Below are 17,480 nucleotides of genomic sequence, written 5' to 3'. Positions count from 1 at the left end.
CTCAGACCTCCATCACCGAAAAGAAGATCGAGAACAAAGCATCCAAAGCGATCACCAGAAAGATGGATTGCACAACCGAAGCCGTGGTTCGTTGCCCGACGGATTGGGCAGACCCCTTGACCTGCATTGCCTGCCAGCAAGCAATAACGCCGATGACCAAGGCGAAGAAGGGGGCCTTGATCATGCCGATGGCGAATTGCCAAATACCTGTGTTTTCTTTCAGGCGCGTGACGAACATGCCAGGGCTGACCCCAAGGTCGATCCAACTCATCAATCCGCCGCCGATCAGGGCGGCAAGGTCGGCGATGAAGCCAAGGATCGGCAGCATGATCAACAGGGCAACAACACGTGGGATCACCAACACCTCGATTGGGTCCAAACCCAATGTGCGCATTGCGTCGATCTCTTCCTGAACCTTCATCGAGCCAATCGAGGCGGTAAAAGCCGAGCCTGAACGCCCAGCAACGATGATCGCTGTCAGCAAAATGCCGAGCTCACGCAAAACTGAGATCGAAATCAGTTCGACCACGAAAATCTCGGCGCCGAACTGCTTTAGCTGGGTCGCGCCCTGAAAGGCCAGTACGACGCCGATCAGGAACCCCATAAGGGCAACGATCGGGATGGCCTTGAGGCCGGTCTCTTCCATTTGCGAGACCAAGGCCGCTTTGCGCAGACGGCGCGGCATTAGAATTGTACGGACAAGACGATGCAGCGTCAGACCCAGGAAGCCCAGCAGGGATAGCATGCCTTTTCCGGCCTGGGCGGTGCGTTCCCCGACACTTGCGACCCAGTCGGTAAAACTGCGCTTTTCAGTTGCCACACCGGGGTCGTCGGGAATGTTTTCCGCCACGGTTTCCAAAAGCGCGGAATGGGCGGGCTTTAACCCTTCATAATGAACGTTTGCGCCACTTGCCTTTGCGCGCCGCGCAACATCGGCAATCAGCCATGCGCCACCGGTATCCAGTGCCCCGACCTTCGAAAGATCGACAGTTAGTTCGTTACCGTCTGCTCGAAACCCTTCAAACGCCTTTTCGACCATGTCCAGGGATTGAGTCACCAGATCACCCGAAACCCGCAGGTAAACGCCGTTGGCGTCACGGTCCGACTGTATCACTGGCTGCGTCATGAGCGTATGTGATGGCAAAGGACATTGACCTGCAACGGATTTTTGCGAACTACGTTGTATTTCTTACCGCTCAATAGCGTCTAAGTGACATCTCCAGACACCAAAGTCATGGTTGTGGTTGGTTTTGCGCTCAACTGGGCCGACCGGTGCAAGATCATTTCAAATTAATCTGTTGCTTCTGTTGCAAGGGCGCGCGGGGCGAAAATCCGATGGGTTGTGACTCAGGTGTTGCGGGGTTCTGCGAACCAAGACAGAGTTCGCTCTGGCGCCACTGACGTGGAATCAGGGAGAGCGAAATGCGGCACGCTAAGAATGTTTTGTTCATCATCATAGATCAATTGCGCGCCGACTGTCTGAACGGCGCTTTAGCGGCCCATGTCGATCTGCCAAACCTGCGTGCATTCATGGACGAGGCGGTGACGTTTGACCGGCATTTTTCGGTGACCAACCCCTGTGGCCCTTCGCGTGTGTCAATCCTGACCGGGCAATATGCAATGAACCACCGGTCGGTTCGCAATGGAACCCCGTTGCGGCACGACACCCCTAACATCGCGACCGAAATGCGCAAAGCCGGCTATCTGCCCATGCTGTTTGGATACACGGATACATCCGCCGACCCTAGGGTGCATGATCACAACGATCCGATCCTGAAATCCTATGAACACCCAATGGCTGGGTTTCATGAGGTCCTCGAAATGCGGTTGGAGGAATCCTATCCTTGGCGCGGACACCTGATGCAAAAGGGCTATGCGTTCGAAGACTACTGGGACGTTCACAAGCCGGTCGCGCCGGATGGGGGTGATCCCCGATTGAATGACCCTGCGATGTATCGGGCGGAAGACAGTGATACTGCGTTCCTGACGGACGTGTTCTTGAACAGTATGGCGCCTTATGTTGGCAAAGACTGGTTTGCCCATCTGACCTATATTCGACCACACCCGCCATTGGTCGCCCCGGCACCCTACAACGATATGTATGACCCAGCGACCCTGCCTCGGCCCGAAGGGTTCTCCAATTCGTTGGATGAGCGGGCGATGCACCCGTTTATTGGCCCGACAATTGACAATACGTCTGCCGGTGATTTTGTTCTGGGCTTTGACGGGGTTGAGCCGACGCTTGAAAACACCCAATCGCTACGCGCCGTTTACTTGGGCCTTGCGACCGAGGTTGACCATCACATCGGGCGTGTCGTCCAGTTCCTGAAGGATAGCGGCCAATACGACAACACGATGGTTGTCATCACTGCGGACCACGGAGAGATGCTGGGCGACCGACACAGCTGGGGCAAGATGGCGGTCTTTGACGCCGCCTATAAAACGCCATTGATGATTAGGGACCCCAACAATCAATCGCATGCCGGGTCGGTGATCTCGGTACCGACGGAATCCATCGACATAACGCCGACGATATTGGATTGGATCGGCCAGCCGATCCCAAATTCCATGGACGGTCGATCGTTGCTGCCGCTGATGCAAGGGCAAATCCCCGAAGATTGGCGCAGCTATTCCTTCAGCGAGTTGGATTTTGCCGAACCAGAGCAACCTACGATCTGGCAGCAGGTTTTGGGGACGGGCAATAGCGATTCATGTCTGGGCATCCTGAGGGATGAGCGATTCACTCTGGTCGAATTCGCCGCAGACCTTCCGCCCATTCTGTTTGATCGGCAGGATGGTGGAGAATTGCGGAACAAAGCAAATGATCCCGAATGTATGTCGGTCTTGATGCGCCTATCCAGACAAATGTTGCGCCATCGGATGCAAAATATGGATCATACGCTGTCCCTGGATTCCATTACGGCGGATGGTCCCAAGACCAAATCCAGGTATTGAACGCAAAATATATGCGACCAGTTTTTCCAACCTGTCGCGCTGTTGCCCTCTACACCTGTAACAGATCCGGTGTTACGCATGTGTCGCGGGGAGGATGGGTTTGGAAATATCCGAGCAACAGATAAAATCTATGACGACAGCTGGTCTGAACCTGATCGGCCAGGCCCTGTCGATCTATGACAGTCAGCTTCGGCTGGTGGTCAGCAATCGACCGTTTCAGACAATGTTCGATCTGCCGGACCATCTTGTCCAGCCCGGTGCGTTGTTCAGTGATACGATCCGGCACCTCGCATCCAGTGGCGAATACGGCGATGTCGATGATGTCGAAGCGGCTGTCGATCTGCGTGTCAATCAGGCTCTGACCTTCGAATCTCACTATATTGAACGTGTTCGGGCCAATGGCCAGGTCATATCGGTCGAGGGTGCCCCACTACCCAAAGGCGGATGGGTGGCGGTCTACACAGACATAACCAATACCAAACAGGCTGAGGCCCTGTTGCGTGCCCGCTCCGAGGAGCTTTCTGGTCAGTTGCTCGACCGGGCTGAAGAACTGTCAGCAACGAACAGAAAACTGGCGGCAACAAATTCGGCGCTGGAAGAAGCCAAGCGTCAATTGACCGAGATCGAAGCGCGCACCCGTATGACGACCGAGATGATGCCGGCCCATATTGCACATCTGGATGCTGACGGCCGTTACGATTACTCCAACCGGCGGCTAAACTCGGTCATGCCAGGTCGCCCGTCCGAGATTTTGGGTATGCATATTTCTCAGGCGTTGGGATCTGCCGCTTTTACACGCGTCCAGACGCATCTAGAAAAGGCCTATGCCGGGGAAACCTCTGTTTTTGAATTTACCGAAGATCAGGATTCCAGGCGCATTCGCGTATCCTTCACACCTGATGGCGAAGGTGGTGTTTACATCATGTCCGTCGACATCACCGAGGAAACGCAGGCGCGTGTCGCGCTGCAACAAACCCGTCGCCGCGCGATGGCCGCACAGATGACAAGTGGGTTGGCACATGATTTCTCGAACCTGTTGACTATTATCCTGGGCATGCAGTCCCGATTGGAAAAGATGGATTTGCCGGAAGACGCCCGTGAGCTGATCGACGCGACCAAGCAGACAGCGCGCAGGGGCGGACAATTGCTGAACCGCATCGCCGACATGACGGGCAACCGGACACCTCAACCCAAAGCGACGGACATGCGCGGGTTGCTCGAGGATTTACGCATTCTGGCCTCTCCATCCCTGCCGCGCGGTGTTGGCCTGTCGGTGGTCAATACGTTGCCGGACAAAGCCCTTATGCTGGATCCGGGGATGGTTCAGGACGCCTTGCTGAACCTGGTTTTGAATGCGCGCGATGCTTGTGGAGAATCCGGTCAGATCACAATCAGCGCCCATACCATCGGTGAGATATGGACCGAAATCGCAGTGTCAGACACTGGCCCCGGGTTTTCGAAAGATGCGTTGGAAAAGGCGTTGAACCCGTTTTTTACAACCAAAGGCGACAAAGGGTCGGGCCTTGGTCTGCCGATGGTCTACGACACCGTCAAGCTGGCCGGGGGCGACCTGAGTCTGCGCAACACCCCGTCAGGTGCGTCGGTCATTTTGCGATTGCCTTACCGTGCGGCGCCGCCGGTACAGGAGGGGTTGGTTCTGTTGGTCGAAGACAGCAACGATCTGCGCAGTCAATTCCGCGATATGTTGGTCGACATCGGGTTTGCAGTGATTGAGGCGACGTCTTGTGACGAAGCCATCGCCCTGGCAAAAGATGTCAAAGACATTGCTTTGGTACTGTCCGATATTCGCCTTGAAGGGCAGGAGACGGGTTTGGATCTTTTGGCAAAACTGGAGCCCGCCTTGCCCCGTATCCTTATGACATCCTTGCCTTATTCCGATCCGTTGTATCGCGAGGCGCTGAAATGTGCGCCGGTGCTGCGGAAACCCTTTACCCGGGCGCAACTGTCCGCCCTGATCCGTGACGAGGCTGCCTGATGACTCAACCGCTGGTGACCATCGTCGATGATGAGCCCGAGATCCGGCGCATTCTGACCGACGCGCTTGAAGAAGCAGGCTTTCGTACCCAGAGCTTTGCGCGCGCACGGGAATTCGAAGCGTCGCTCAAACGGGTCACGCCGGACGTATGTCTGGTTGACTTGTCATTGCCGGATACGGACGGGTTGGCACTGGTGCATCGGCTGGCGCTGGAGCAGGGGGCTTCGGTCATTATCATATCCGGTCGTGCTCAGGTTCAGGATCGTGTCACCGGTTTGGAACTGGGGGCGGATGACTATATTACCAAGCCATTCGACCCTGCCGAAGTTGTGGCGCGCATTCGGGCGCGGCTGCGGTCCCCCAAGGCGCAGACCACACAGTCTGACGTGGCGCGCTTCAACGGTTGGACGGCTTATTTTGATCGCTACATCCTAGAAGACGGATCCGGCGCCGAGACCCCGTTCAGTCATGCAGAGGGAGAAGTTCTGAGGCTGTTTCTGGAAAGTCCCAAGCGATTGATCAGCCGCACTCAGATGCAAGATGCCCTGGGTGGCGCTGCCGGCGACAGTTTCGATCGTGCGATGGATGTCAGAATTTCCAGGTTGCGGACCAAACTGGGCGAAGACCCCAAAAACCCTCGCCTGATCAAAACTATCTATGGTGCCGGATATATATTTTTGGGTGATGTTGAATGGTAAGCAATGGTCTAAACGACGTCCTGCCGCGTTAATACTTGGGGCACCAGTTTGTCGTTTGACGCTGCACTTTTTTATTCGCGCAGAGCGCGATCCTTAATCTTGATTACGGGTTGCAAAAGGTAGTCCATAACTGTTTTCTTGCCTGATAAGATATCCACTTCGGCAATCATCCCAGGTATGATCTCGACGGCAACGCCGCTTGCGTCCAGAATAGCGTGACGTGTCTGGATTTCGATGACGAATACCTCTTCATCATTACGTTCCGGCCTTGTCACCGTGTTCGCGCCTATACGGGTGATCTCACCATCCAGCGCGCCGTAACTCGCAAAGTCATAGGCCGTAATTTTTACCTTAACGAGCTGGCCTGCGTGCAAAAACGCGATATTTTCTGGGCGAACATAGGCCTCGACCAGAAGCCTGTCGTCTAGTGGAACAATCTCGATCAGCTCTTCGCCGCTGCGTGCCAAACCGCCAATCGTTGTCCGGTGAATGCGATTTACGATCCCCCGCACCGGTGATCTGATCTGAGCGCGATCCGCGCGGTCTTGCAAGGCCGGCAAGGACGGCCGAAGTGCTGCGAGTTCGGCTGTTGAGACTGCAAGGTCGGTCAGAGCTGCGCTCTGGAACCTGCTATGTGCCGCTTGAATACGATCGTCGATTTCTTCCAATCCGGTTTTCAACCTTTTGGTCACTGCAACTGCACGGACCTTGCGACCCTCCCATTCGGCGGAACTGCGGCGCAGCGACAAAAGCGTTGTCGCAGGTTCCATCCGTTTTTCCACCAAGGGGGTTATGATGGCGCGTTCTTCGGCCAGAATCCCAAGCGTTTCTTCGGCTGTTACCTGGTCTACCAATCCTTCCTCATACTCGCGGTGTCGCTGCTCACGCTGCCGCTCCAGAATGGCGATTTCAGCAGCCAGTTCCGCTTGACGGCCCTGATACAAAGCAGTTTCCGATCTTACGACTTCTGGCGCACCTTCAATTAGCTCTTCTGAGAAGGTAAGCTGGGTGCCGTCAATCTCTGCCTTCAATCGTTGGGCACGAGCCATTAATCCATACGCGCGCTGTTGTTCCTGGCTCAACTGACTGTCGATTTGCGTTGTGTCGAACTCCATCAACAGTGTTCCCTTGTCGACAACCAACCCTTCCGCGACGTGCAAGGATTGCAATACTCCGGGTTCTGTTGCCTCGATTAGTTGAACGTCTGCCGACGGCACAATCCGCCCGTCCACGCGAGTCACGTCGTCCAGTTCCGTCATATAGGCCCAAAGCCCGGCGGAGACGAGACAGGCAAGGATAACAAGCAACAGGAGAGACCCCCCCAACGGAGATTTTCCCCGCATTTCTCTTGCCATCATGGCAAGGTCAGGATGCCGCGACATTCAGATGCCTCCCTGTTGAGCGCGCGCGCTGGGTCAGCATGCTTTTTGGACCGTCTGCGCCGACCCGGCCGCGTTCGATAACAATGACCCTGTCGACCAGATCAAGCAGGCTGCTCCGATGTGTGACGATAACCATTGTGGCGTCATTGGTTTCTTGCTTCAGACGCTTGATAACTTCGGCTTCGGTCTTCACGTCCATTGCACTGGTAGGTTCATCCAACAGCAACACTGGTGGGCGTCCAATCAACGCGCGGGCAAGCGCGATGGCTTGACGCTGGCCGCCCGATATTCCTTCGCCACGTTCTGCCAGTTGTTGGTCATAGCCGTTGGGGCAATGCGCGATAAAATCTTCAACCCCGGCCACCTGGCCCGCTCTGATCAAATCTTGATCCCTGGCCCGGATCGCACCGCTGGCAATGTTTTCGCGAATTGAGCCGGAAAAAAGCCAAACGTCCTGCAAAACCGAACCGACATTGCGACGTAGGTCGCCAGGGTCAATCTGACGGATATCGACCCCATCCAGCAATACCGAACCGGTTCTCGGCTCGAATAAACCGAGCATCAAACGCGCGATTGTGCTTTTCCCAGATCCGATCGCGCCCAGAATGGCAACTTTTTCACCCGGTTCTATGTCGAATGAGACACCTGAAAGGGCATCATCGGCTTGTTCGGGATAGGCAAAATGCACATCTTTGAAAGAAATGCGGCCTTTAACATGTGGTCGACTAATCCAGTTGCGCCCTTCGGGCCGCTCATTTTCCGCCTGCATCAAAGCGTTCAGATTTCGATACGCGCTGCGCGCCTGGTTCACACGTGTGAGTGTCTGGGCAAGCTGCCCCAATGGCGCCAGCGCGCGTCCAGTCAGCATTACAGACGCGATTAACGCACCCATACTTGCCTGCCCTTCAGTGATCAGGAACACGCCGAAGAAAACAATCAGGACCTGCGCCGCCTGTTGCGTGAAGCCCGTCAGATTCAATGCGAATTGGGTTACTGTCCGGCTGCGGATTCCATGCGAGGACTGCCTCTCGATAGCATCTTCCCATCGCGCCCGCATTTGTTTTGCCGCTGCGGTTGTTTTGATGGTTTCAAGACCGGAAACCGTCTCGACCAGTACGGATTGTTTTGACTGACCGTCCGCAAAGCTTTTTTCGGCCAAACGCGATAATATTGGTTGTACTACCAGGCCCGCAATCAAAACAATCGGAACGGCAAGGGCAGGTATCAGCGCCAGGGGTCCACCAACGAGGTGAATGACCAATATAAAGAGGGCGATGAAGGGCAGGTCCACGAGGGCGACCAGAGTTGCCGATGTAAAAAACTCGCGCAGAGTTTCAAATTCGCGGATTGTGCTGGCCATAGCACCGGTCGATCCGGTCCGCGATTTCATTTTGATGTTCAAAACCTGGTCAAAAACGCGCCGCCCCATAAACAAATCGGCCTTTTGCCCGGCCCGATCAATAAAGCCAGCGCGCAAGAGTTTGAGGGCGAAATCGAAAGCAAGGGCAAGACCAACCCCTGCGGTCAGTGCGATAAGGGATTCCGTCGCCTCATTCGGAAGAACCCTGTCATAGACGACCATGATGAAAACGGATGTGGAAAGGCCCAGGAAATTAGCTACCGCCGCAGCAAGCACCACTTGCGCATAAGACCAGCGGTTTGCCAACATGGCCGACCAAAACCAATGCCCGGATGCGGTCTTGTTTCGGCCCTGCGTTTCCTCGTTGTGGCTGCGCCGAAACAAAAGTGCGTACCCGGTGTAGCGATTTCCTATAACTTTCTCTTCAACCTCTCCGATGCCTTCACCCATCTCAGGGTCGAAAATCAGAAGATGGCCGCTCTTGGTACGCCCGTGAAACACAACTGCTTTTTCGTCCTCCAACAGAAAAATTGCTGGGACTAGTGAGTCATCGAAATCCACAACTCTTCGCGACCCAAACCCAGCCTGCAACCCGGCATGGCGCGCCACCGCAATCGCCTCGCGTTGGGTCAAATGGCCTGTGGTGCCGGATTGCGCTGCGTGAAGTGCCCCGACCGTAAGTGAGCGATCAAGATGCGCGGCGACGTGCAGCAGGCAGGTTTCTAACGGAGAAAGCTCTTGTTTAGGTGTTAAAGGTTTCAACGCGGCCATGAATCTACGCCTGTGTTTGCAATTGAAATACCGAGATAATCCAGGATGTCCCCTGTCAGACTGAGGGCGGCGTAGTTTGTAAGGAAGAAGCTTTGTTCCGCCAAAATCAGCCTTTGCTGCGCGTTCACATAGTCTCGCTGGGCATCCAATATCTCGATCAAGCTGCGTCGGCCGATGGTGAATTGAGCCCGCGTAGCTTCCACGCTTTCGGCGTTAGCCTGGGCAGCTAAACGAGCCGCCTGCAGGCGAACCGCTCCCGCGTCCTGATCTGACCGGATGAACTCTAACTCGCGGCGGATTTCTCGAATTAACGTCTCACGGGCGAATTCGGCCTCTTTTACCTGAGCTTGGGCTGCAGCTATGGCGGCCTTACGTTGACCGGTGCTGTCCAGTTCATAGTTAACGGACAGGTCGACACCGAAATTAGCATCATTGCTGTCATCGCGATCAGCAAAAGCCGCGATCTCTACACCTGGCTGCCGCCGCGCAATGGCTGCGGTCTGCTCGGCCTTTGCGGCGATCAAAGCGGCATTCGCACGTCGTACTTTTGGGCTGTCCAAAACGATTTTCGAATCCGTTCTGGCCAATTTGGGCGCAGCGACTGGAGCGGTAAGTGCCCCCGGTGGGCGTCCGAAGACTTCCTGGTATTGTGCCTCGGCCCTGTCTGTCCGGGCTTCTGCATCGGCAAGCTGCGTTCGCGCGTCTGCCATACGCGAGCGTGCGGTCAAAACGTCGGCATTTGAGCCCACGCCCTGCGTGCTGCGTTCCGTGATCTGGCGCACGATCTCGGCGTGCACCTCAACGTTCTGGGTTGAGATTTCCAGGATCTTGCGCCGATCAAGGACCACAACATACGCTTCGATCGCGGCGAGGGCCAACGCCGCTGCGGTTTGCAGCTGACCGCCTCGGCTTTCGAGGACGCGAGCCTGAGCCGCAGCCAGTTCGCCCGACGCAGCACCTCCGTCAAAGACGAGTTGCGAAACGCGCAGATACGGGGTGAAGTCTGCAATATCGGAATTCACACGCTGTGATCGCGCATTAATGCCCATTGATACGCGAGGAAGGAAAGCACCCTTGGCCGCATTTTCGTCAGCGTCTGCGATTTCCAGTCGTGTCGCGCTTTGCGCGAGGTTTGGGTTAGTTTCGACAGCCGCCCGCACCTTTTGACCAAATTCGCTTTGCGTCAGACGTGGAAGGGGCCGCTGCGCGCCAGCCCCAACAGAACCTGCTGACAGTGAAACCTCTACGCCCGTAAGGTCAGGCGGAGGTGCGCAAGCCGCCATTAAAGGAATACACAGACAGGCAAGATACTTTAGGCCAGAGTTGCAGCAGATCAGAGGCATATTCACACCTCACCGGTCACTAAAAGTTCGTCATTATGCGCGTGTGCCATGGCGGTAAGGAAACGCGAAATGTCTGAATTTTCGGTGTATTGCTTTTGAAGTTTTGGTTTTGCCAGCTGCTCCTGTGCCTGCGACAGCCAAGAAATGTGTGATAGTGATACTTGGTGAGCGTGCAGCAATTGAATTGCACCGACATCAAACAACGCAAGCTTCTCTGTCTGCGAAAGAGCCTTCAGGCGTCGGACATCCAGGACCAGGTACCCCGTCGGCAAGGCGACGTTTTCGTAGCTGGTCATTTTTTCAAAAAGACCCATCTCTTGAATGACTTTACACACGGACCGAATGTCCTTTGCCGAAGCCTCTCGTGCTTGGATAAACCTGAGGACGTTTAAAAGTTCAGCGGTCAACTCACCAGCGTCGGTAAAGAACGGTTCGTCCTCCGGAGTGTCAGTGACCAGGCCAGAAGATTCATCGACCTGAAGTTGTGGCTCACAATCCGTTTTACTCGGCAAACCCGCTTGAAAGGGCGGGCACCGTAACGCGGACGGAATGTAGGTGGCCAACCATCGGCCTTCGTCGGACACAAAAGGGGTTGGCGCGTCCGTGTTAAATGACAAAAGCGCTACAGGTTCAATTTCCCCCTCGGATTCGCGAAACAATACCGGGTACGTGGCCGCGACGAGCAGAATTTCTTTCTCGACAATCGAGCAAGCCTGCTGGGTTTCCGCAAAGTGGTAAGATGAAAAACGCTTCCAGTATTTGCCACTGTGCCGCTCATATGTGACTGGGAACAGGCCGTTCTCTGCCATGTTTGATCCTTTGGTGTATGGAGTGGCTGCCGGTTGAAAAGCCGGCAGTCCGTGTTTTGATCAAGCCGTTGCTCCGGTCGGGTCGGCGATCAGGATATTGTCCGCGCTCAATCCGCTAAGGTCGTCCAACCCCGAAAAATGCGCCATGGTTTCAACGGTGGCTGCAGTCGGGGATGAATAGTCGACCCTGACCAGAACGCTGTCGTCTCCATCTGTCGCGAGTACGTAGATCTCGTCACCGGCTTGAAGTCCCGTCAAACTTTCGACGGCAGTTTCAATTGTGTTGATCGACAGGTCGGCCAGAGCTGTGGTCAAGCCGATGACGCCCGTGTTGGCACCAACTGCGCTGCCTACATTTAATGTCTCAACGTCCGTGCCATCGCCACGCAAAGTAGAGTGATCGAGGCCACTGAACATCAACGCATCTGACACATCCGCTGCCGCGCCGAGTGAAAAGCCGGTGATCGTGTCCACTCCGTTAGCCGCAGGGGCGGCTTCGAACACAACGACGTCGCGACCCGCGTCCGAGACATTGATGGCGTCGTCACCGCCCTGACCACGAACAAAGCTGTCCACATCGCTGGCGACCAAAGTGTCATTTCCATCAGTGCCGACTATGACGGTCGTCGGACCCCCATCCGGGGTGGTAAGCGACAGTTCAACCGGTTTGCTGGGGTCCTGAACGGTCATGGTGAACGTTACCAGAGGTTGGTTCAGATCCGTAAAGCTGGTCGCAACACCTGCAAAGTTGACCACGGAGCCCCCAACTGGGTTGGACAGATACAGACCGAAAGCCCCGTTCCCAATATCGGATCCTGCGTCGAAGGTCACAACTGAAGGATCAAATCCCAACTCGATCGTCATAGCTAGCCCGCTGGAAACGTCGCGGTCAGCGTCTGCGAAGATTTGGTACGTGATAGTTGAACCGCTCCGACCCGCTTCTGCAATGACATATGCGCCCGGTACATGCGCCGTCGTCTCACCGGTTGCCGGTAAAGGATCAGGGCCGCCGGAAACCGTGGCCTGCGCCTGAAAGTTCAGGTCATCACCTGCTGAAATACCTGTGAAATCCGACGCCGGAACTGCAAGCGACCAGGTTCCATCAGCTGCGACAGTAGCGGTGCCGACAGAGTTACTATTGAGTGTTACATTCACCGCTTGGCCAGCGGCGAGGCCAACGGATGTTCCAGATACAACAACGCCAGAACTCTGCGCGTCGCCGAGTGAAATTGAGTTGTTCGCCCCTATAGAATTCAGGTCTAACAGCGGCCGGAAATCCGTAGCGAGTGTTGTGGTCGCCGGACTGGCGCTATTGCCGGCCTGATCACTGACCGTTGCAGAAATGGGGAAATTTGTACTGTCCGCCAATCCGGAAAGATCCGCCGCAGGGACAGTGACCGACCAAGTGCCACCAGTGGCGACACCGGTATATGATTGGCCATCCAGCATGACGGTGACTATTTGCCCTTCTTCCGCCGATGTCGCCCCGGAAATGGACAGATCGTTGCCCTTTTCGGAGACGTCCAAAACAGATCCTACAGCCAATGGGTTGATCGTCACAGTTGGTGCTGTGAAGTCTGTTCCAAACCCATCACTCGCGCTGGCGCTGTTTCCAGCCGTGTCTGAAACCGTCGCATTCACACTGTAAATTTCGTCGTCTTGCAGGGCATTTAAGCCGGCCGCCGGCGAAACCAACGTCCAGGTGCCGCCACTGACCGTAGTGGTATTGCTCAGGTCTACAATGCCATCTGCCCTGACGATTTCCACGGTGATGGTGGTGCCGTCCGGGGCATCCGATGCACCTGAGACCGTCAGATCCGTGCCGCGTTCCGCCAAGTTCATGACCGGGCCGTCGGACAAATTGGTGATGGTGATGGAATGAGGTGAGAAATCAGTGTCAAAACTGCCGCTTGCCTGCAGCGCTGGGTTTCCGGCGGCATCTGTCACGTCTGCAGTCACCGGGATTGTTGCGCCATCGGACAATGCCGTCAAATCTGCCGCGGGTACAGTCGCGCTCCAGACGCCACCAGATACGGTGCCAGTATAATCCTGGCCGTTTAACGATACGGTTACGGTCTGTCCGTCCTCTGCATCAGTTGATCCGGTGATTGTCAGGTCCGTATCACGCTCAGCGGCATTCAGGACGGCACCATCAGAGTATCCATCGATGGTCAAGGTTGGGGCGGTGACATCCTTGGATACGGGTGCATTCGCCTGGTTGGCTGCGAGCCCGTCCGCATTGGATACATTTGCGGTGATGGTGAATGTGCCCCCGTCTGCCAATGCTCCAAGGTCGGCCGCTGGGATGGTCACCGACCAGCTGTTGCTGGACACTGCGCCGATGTAACTCTGGCCGTCCAGCACGACTGTTACTTGCTGGCCGTCTTCTACGTTCCCGGTAATTCCCGAAATTGTTAAATCCGAACCGACTTCTGCCGCGTTCACAGCGGATCCAACTGATAGCGGCGATATGGAAATTGCAGGGCCAGTCAGATCTACCGGAACGGAGGTCATTGCCGGAACCGAAGTGTTTCCTGCTTCATCGCTGACAACGACCCTTATCGACACAGGAGTACCTGAGGGCAGATTTGCGAGATCAGCGGATGGAATAGTGACGCTCCAACTACCGTCAGAGGCGGTTGTCAAATAGGTTTGCCCGCCGAATTCGACCATAACTGTCCGGCCATCAGCTGCTGTTGTCGATCCGCTCAGCTCCATATCGTTCTGAACGTCGACCAATTCGATTTTGTCGACGGGGAGAGGATCCAAGGTAACGGTCGGCGCCGTAAAGTCTGTCTCAATGCTGTCACTGATCTGTGCTGCCGGGTTCCCCGCCATATCTGAAACATCTGCGGTCAACACGATGGTTTCGCCATCCGGCAACGCGGCAAGATCGCTGGCAGGAACAGTGACGGCCCATTGACCGTCGGTCACAGTGCTAGAGTATGTTCCGCCGTTCAGAGTAACCGTCACGGTCTGACCGTTTTCCGCGTTTGTCGTCCCGGAAACGGTCAAATCCGTTGCGCTTTCCGCCGCATTTATGACCGCACCGTCCGACAATCCGGAAATTGTCAGAGTAGGGGGTACTGTATCGATGTTGTAAGATACGGTCTCTACCGAAAGTTCTCGCCCGCCGCTGTCCAAGTGAAGAACCGTGACGTTCTGAACACCTTGTGGCAGACTGGCCGCTTCGACGGCTGTCAGCGAAATGCTCCAACTTCCATCGGGATTGAGTGGCACGGACTTGACCAAAGACCCGATCGTAAGTTCCACTGTTTCGGTTCCATCCGGGACCCTGATATTCGCCTCTGTGCTGCTGAGCGCCGTGGATTGTGCTTGTGCGAGGTTCAAAACCTGAGGCGGTGCAGGCGGCGCGGGTTGAAAATCACCATCGTCTCCACCACCGCCGCCGCCGGCCCCCGCCGCGGCGGCCCCCGCCAGGCCCAATCCGCCCAATGCAGCCCCGACGCCACTGATGCCGCCGCCAGCCGCAGCGGCACCACCTGCTTCGGCAGCCAGACTAAATTGCGCAATTTCACTCACGGTATTTTCGGCGATCATGATCGCGCCACTGTCCAGAACCTGAACGTTTTCCGCAGCGACAATCATTGTACTGCCATCTATCATCTTCAGCAGAACATCCCCGTTTTTCAGGAGCTTCACTGACTGAACGCCGGGAATCGTTTCTGCAAACTGATAGGCATAAAGCTCTTCTATCGTTGCCTGCGCCAAGGCGGGTAGCGCCATGAGAGTCGAGCCAAGTCCCCCGGCGATACCGCGTCCAATCCAGCGTCGCATCTTGCCATCAATCCACCGGCGAATGTGGTCCTTGCGACCATTGTCTGATCCGGGGTCTGCAGTTTTGGCTTTGGGATCATGTTCTTTGGTCATCTTACCCTCACATGTGATGTCTGTGTCCGCCTGGATGGGCCAGGTTTTGTTCATCAGTCTTTCGCGTTTGTGACTCATGCGGTCGGACCAGGAAAAATTGTGTTAAACTCAAACCGAACTCCTCATTTTCACCACAATTCCGCTTTGGTATCGGGCCGGGCATCGGATCATCCTGCAGTCATTGCCAAGTTTGGCGTGGGGTGATGTAGTATGATGCTTCAGTTCGAAAGCGTGGTTGCAACAGGGAGCGCAGCGCTCGATTCAGGTATCCGTGATACGGCTTTAAAAACGCTTAACGGGGCCACGTATCTGTACAGTTTGACCGGCCCCGGAGGCGGTGTTGCGGTCTGGAAGCTTGTTGATGGCGCTGTGCCGCAACTGGTCGATACCGAGTATTTCAGTGGTTCGATCACGTTTCAGGTGGGCAGCATCGGAACACCGGTCTCATTTGGTGGTGGTAATCAGCTCGTTTTGGATATCGACACTGCAAATGGGCTTCTGGGATATGATTTGAACGCGGATGGGACCGTTGGATCCTTGCGGGAAACCGGGACATTGACTGGCGGCGGTGACATTTCAGCCCTGGTGAAACTGTCGACCGGGTCCGGCGATCTGCTGATGATGGCGCATGAAGATACCGGGCGGATTGTCACCTATACCGTGAACGGGGACGGCACGTTGACGTCCTCGGGCGTGATCGTGGCACGATCTGATTCGATGCAGTCATTGAGCGTTGGCGCAGACAACTTTGTTATTGCGGCCGACGGGGCCAGCAACACTGTCTCGACCTACAGGGTTGATGGGGGAACTGCAGCCATAGCAGTGGTAGACAACAGCGAGGTCCTGACGACTTTGGGAATTGCTGCGCCCACGGCGGTCGAAGTGATACAGGCATATGGCAAGTCCTGGGTGGTGGTCGCGGGGGCTGAAAGCAACTCTCTCAGTGTGATGGAATTGGCCGCCGATGGCCGTCTAATCCCAACCGATCATGTCCTGGATTCGCTGCACACACGGTTCGAGTCGGTTCAGGATCTTTCAGTGGTTGAGGTCAATGGGCATGTGTTTGTTGTCGCGGGCGGTGGCGATGATGGAATAACCTTGTTCGCCATGACGCCCGGCGGACAATTGGTGCATTTGGACAGTTTTGCCGATACGCTCCAAAGCGGTTTGCAGAATGTGGAGTCGTTCAGCGTCGCGCAGGTCGGTGATGAGTTGCAGATTCTGGTCGCGTCGCAACAGGATGCGGGGCTGACCCAACTTACGGTGGATGTCGCGGATCTGGGCGTCGTGCGTAGTGGCCTGGAAACCGTTAACGGGACCGTCGGTAACGATATACTCAGCGGCAATATCCTTCCGACGACCCTTATTGGTGGGGCCGGGGATGACATATTGATTGCGGGTTCGGCCGCGACCACAATGACGGGCGGGTCCGGTGCCGACATCTTTGTCATGCAATACGGAGCGGAAACCACCACAATCACGGACTTTCAGGCCGGTATCGACCGGTTGGACACATTCGACTATCCGCTGCTCAGAACGCCCGAACAGTTGACTTTTACCGTGACGGCACAAGGCGCTCGGATTGAATACTTCAATGAGACAATATTCGTGAACTCCGCCTCTGGTGGTCCGCTGAACAGCGCTCAGGTGTTTGGCGCGGGTTTTGGCGGCCCCAATCACATTCCCGTCGATTTCGGCGATTTCGGGGGGCTCGATCCGGGCAGTTCCGATGGGGTTTTGGGGGATGTTTCAATTAACTCAGAAACCGCCAACCCCAGCCTCAGCGACGCAGAAATCAGCTTCACCCCAAATGGCGGAGCTACAATCACTGTACGTGCAGACAGCAATGGACGGTTCGATTTGAATTTACCGTCCGGCACTTTTGAGGGCGAGTTTGACGTCATCAAGACCTATTCCACTGCGAGCAAGGACATCAACGCATTGGACGCGCTGCAGGTTTTGCGAATTTCGGTCGGACTGGACCCGACATGGGGACCGGCCTCGCCGGAGAATTTGATAGCGGCAGATTTCAACCGAGATGGTTCGGTGAATGCGCTCGATGCATTGTCGATTCTGCAAGTAGCAGTCGGACAGCCGACAGCCGTTCCCCCGGGATGGGTTTTCATCGACAGTGACGCGGACCTTTCAGGGATCACGCGCACCGATGTTTCTTATGATACCGGGGCCAATGTAGTGGCTGTGGATGGCTTGATTGCCACCGACATGACCTCGGTCCTGCTGGGCAACCTCGAAGCGCCTTAGTGCGGCCGGGCGG

Annotated in this window: 10 protein-coding genes; 4 read left to right on the top strand and 6 right to left on the bottom strand. The window is 55.8% G+C overall.

Annotation, left to right across the window (positions count from 1 at the left end; translation table 11 throughout):
• Nucleotide 1: 1 nt before the first annotated feature.
• The gene (locus AC2FLJ_RS15280) at nt 2-1,126 is read right to left on the bottom strand and encodes an MlaE family lipid ABC transporter permease subunit (protein WP_496697728.1); all 1,125 of its coding nucleotides are present in this window, start codon (nt 1,124-1,126) and stop codon (nt 2-4) included.
• A gap of 296 nt (nt 1,127-1,422) precedes the next feature.
• On the opposite strand from AC2FLJ_RS15280, the gene AC2FLJ_RS15275 reads away from it, so the two are divergent.
• The 3 genes from AC2FLJ_RS15275 to AC2FLJ_RS15265 all read left to right on the top strand — a co-directional run bounded on the left by AC2FLJ_RS15275 (nt 1,423) and on the right by AC2FLJ_RS15265 (nt 5,649).
• Entirely contained in the window at nt 1,423-2,955 is a 1,533-nt protein-coding gene (locus tag AC2FLJ_RS15275; RefSeq protein WP_496697730.1) for a sulfatase-like hydrolase/transferase, read from the top strand.
• Between the two features lie 130 nt (nt 2,956-3,085).
• Complete coding sequence (locus tag AC2FLJ_RS15270) at nt 3,086-4,951, top strand: PAS-domain containing protein (RefSeq protein ID WP_496706577.1); 1,866 nt, start codon at nt 3,086-3,088, stop codon at nt 4,949-4,951.
• Nucleotides 4,951-5,649, top strand: a complete 699-nt coding sequence (locus AC2FLJ_RS15265) for a response regulator transcription factor (protein ID WP_058274613.1) — start codon at nt 4,951-4,953, stop codon at nt 5,647-5,649. The genes AC2FLJ_RS15270 and AC2FLJ_RS15265 overlap by 1 nt, the downstream gene beginning before the upstream one ends.
• A gap of 71 nt (nt 5,650-5,720) precedes the next feature.
• On the opposite strand, the gene AC2FLJ_RS15260 is transcribed toward AC2FLJ_RS15265, so the two are convergent.
• The 5 genes from AC2FLJ_RS15260 to AC2FLJ_RS15240 are packed head-to-tail and all read right to left on the bottom strand — an operon-like array spanning nt 5,721 to nt 15,205.
• Nucleotides 5,721-7,031: an HlyD family type I secretion periplasmic adaptor subunit gene (locus AC2FLJ_RS15260; RefSeq protein WP_496706575.1), complete on the bottom strand. Its 1,311-nt coding sequence runs from the start codon at nt 7,029-7,031 to the stop codon at nt 5,721-5,723.
• Nucleotides 7,015-9,162 carry a type I secretion system permease/ATPase gene (locus AC2FLJ_RS15255; RefSeq protein ID WP_496697736.1) on the bottom strand — a complete coding sequence of 716 codons (2,148 nt, stop codon included), beginning with the start codon at nt 9,160-9,162 and terminating at the stop codon, nt 7,015-7,017. The genes AC2FLJ_RS15260 and AC2FLJ_RS15255 overlap by 17 nt, the downstream gene beginning before the upstream one ends.
• Nucleotides 9,150-10,505, bottom strand: a complete 1,356-nt coding sequence (locus AC2FLJ_RS15250; RefSeq protein ID WP_496697738.1) for a TolC family protein — start codon at nt 10,503-10,505, stop codon at nt 9,150-9,152. Before AC2FLJ_RS15250 ends, AC2FLJ_RS15255 begins: the two co-directional genes overlap by 13 nt.
• Before the next feature lie 2 nt (nt 10,506-10,507).
• Nucleotides 10,508-11,314, bottom strand: a complete 807-nt coding sequence (locus AC2FLJ_RS15245; RefSeq protein WP_496697740.1) for a SapC family protein — start codon at nt 11,312-11,314, stop codon at nt 10,508-10,510.
• Nucleotides 11,315-11,374: 60 nt separating this feature from the next.
• The gene (locus AC2FLJ_RS15240) at nt 11,375-15,205 is read right to left on the bottom strand and encodes an Ig-like domain-containing protein (protein ID WP_496706573.1); all 3,831 of its coding nucleotides are present in this window, start codon (nt 15,203-15,205) and stop codon (nt 11,375-11,377) included.
• Between the two features lie 210 nt (nt 15,206-15,415).
• Between AC2FLJ_RS15240 and AC2FLJ_RS15235 the strand changes: the two genes are divergently transcribed.
• Nucleotides 15,416-17,467, top strand: coding sequence for a dockerin type I domain-containing protein (locus tag AC2FLJ_RS15235; protein WP_496706572.1), 2,052 nt, complete (start codon nt 15,416-15,418; stop codon nt 17,465-17,467).
• Nucleotides 17,468-17,480 lie beyond the last annotated feature (13 nt).

It is taken from the genome of Ruegeria sp. CDSA034, assembly GCF_059612275.1.
The sequence above is the reverse complement of the archived record's forward strand: the minus strand, read 5'-3'. Positions and strand labels throughout refer to the sequence as shown.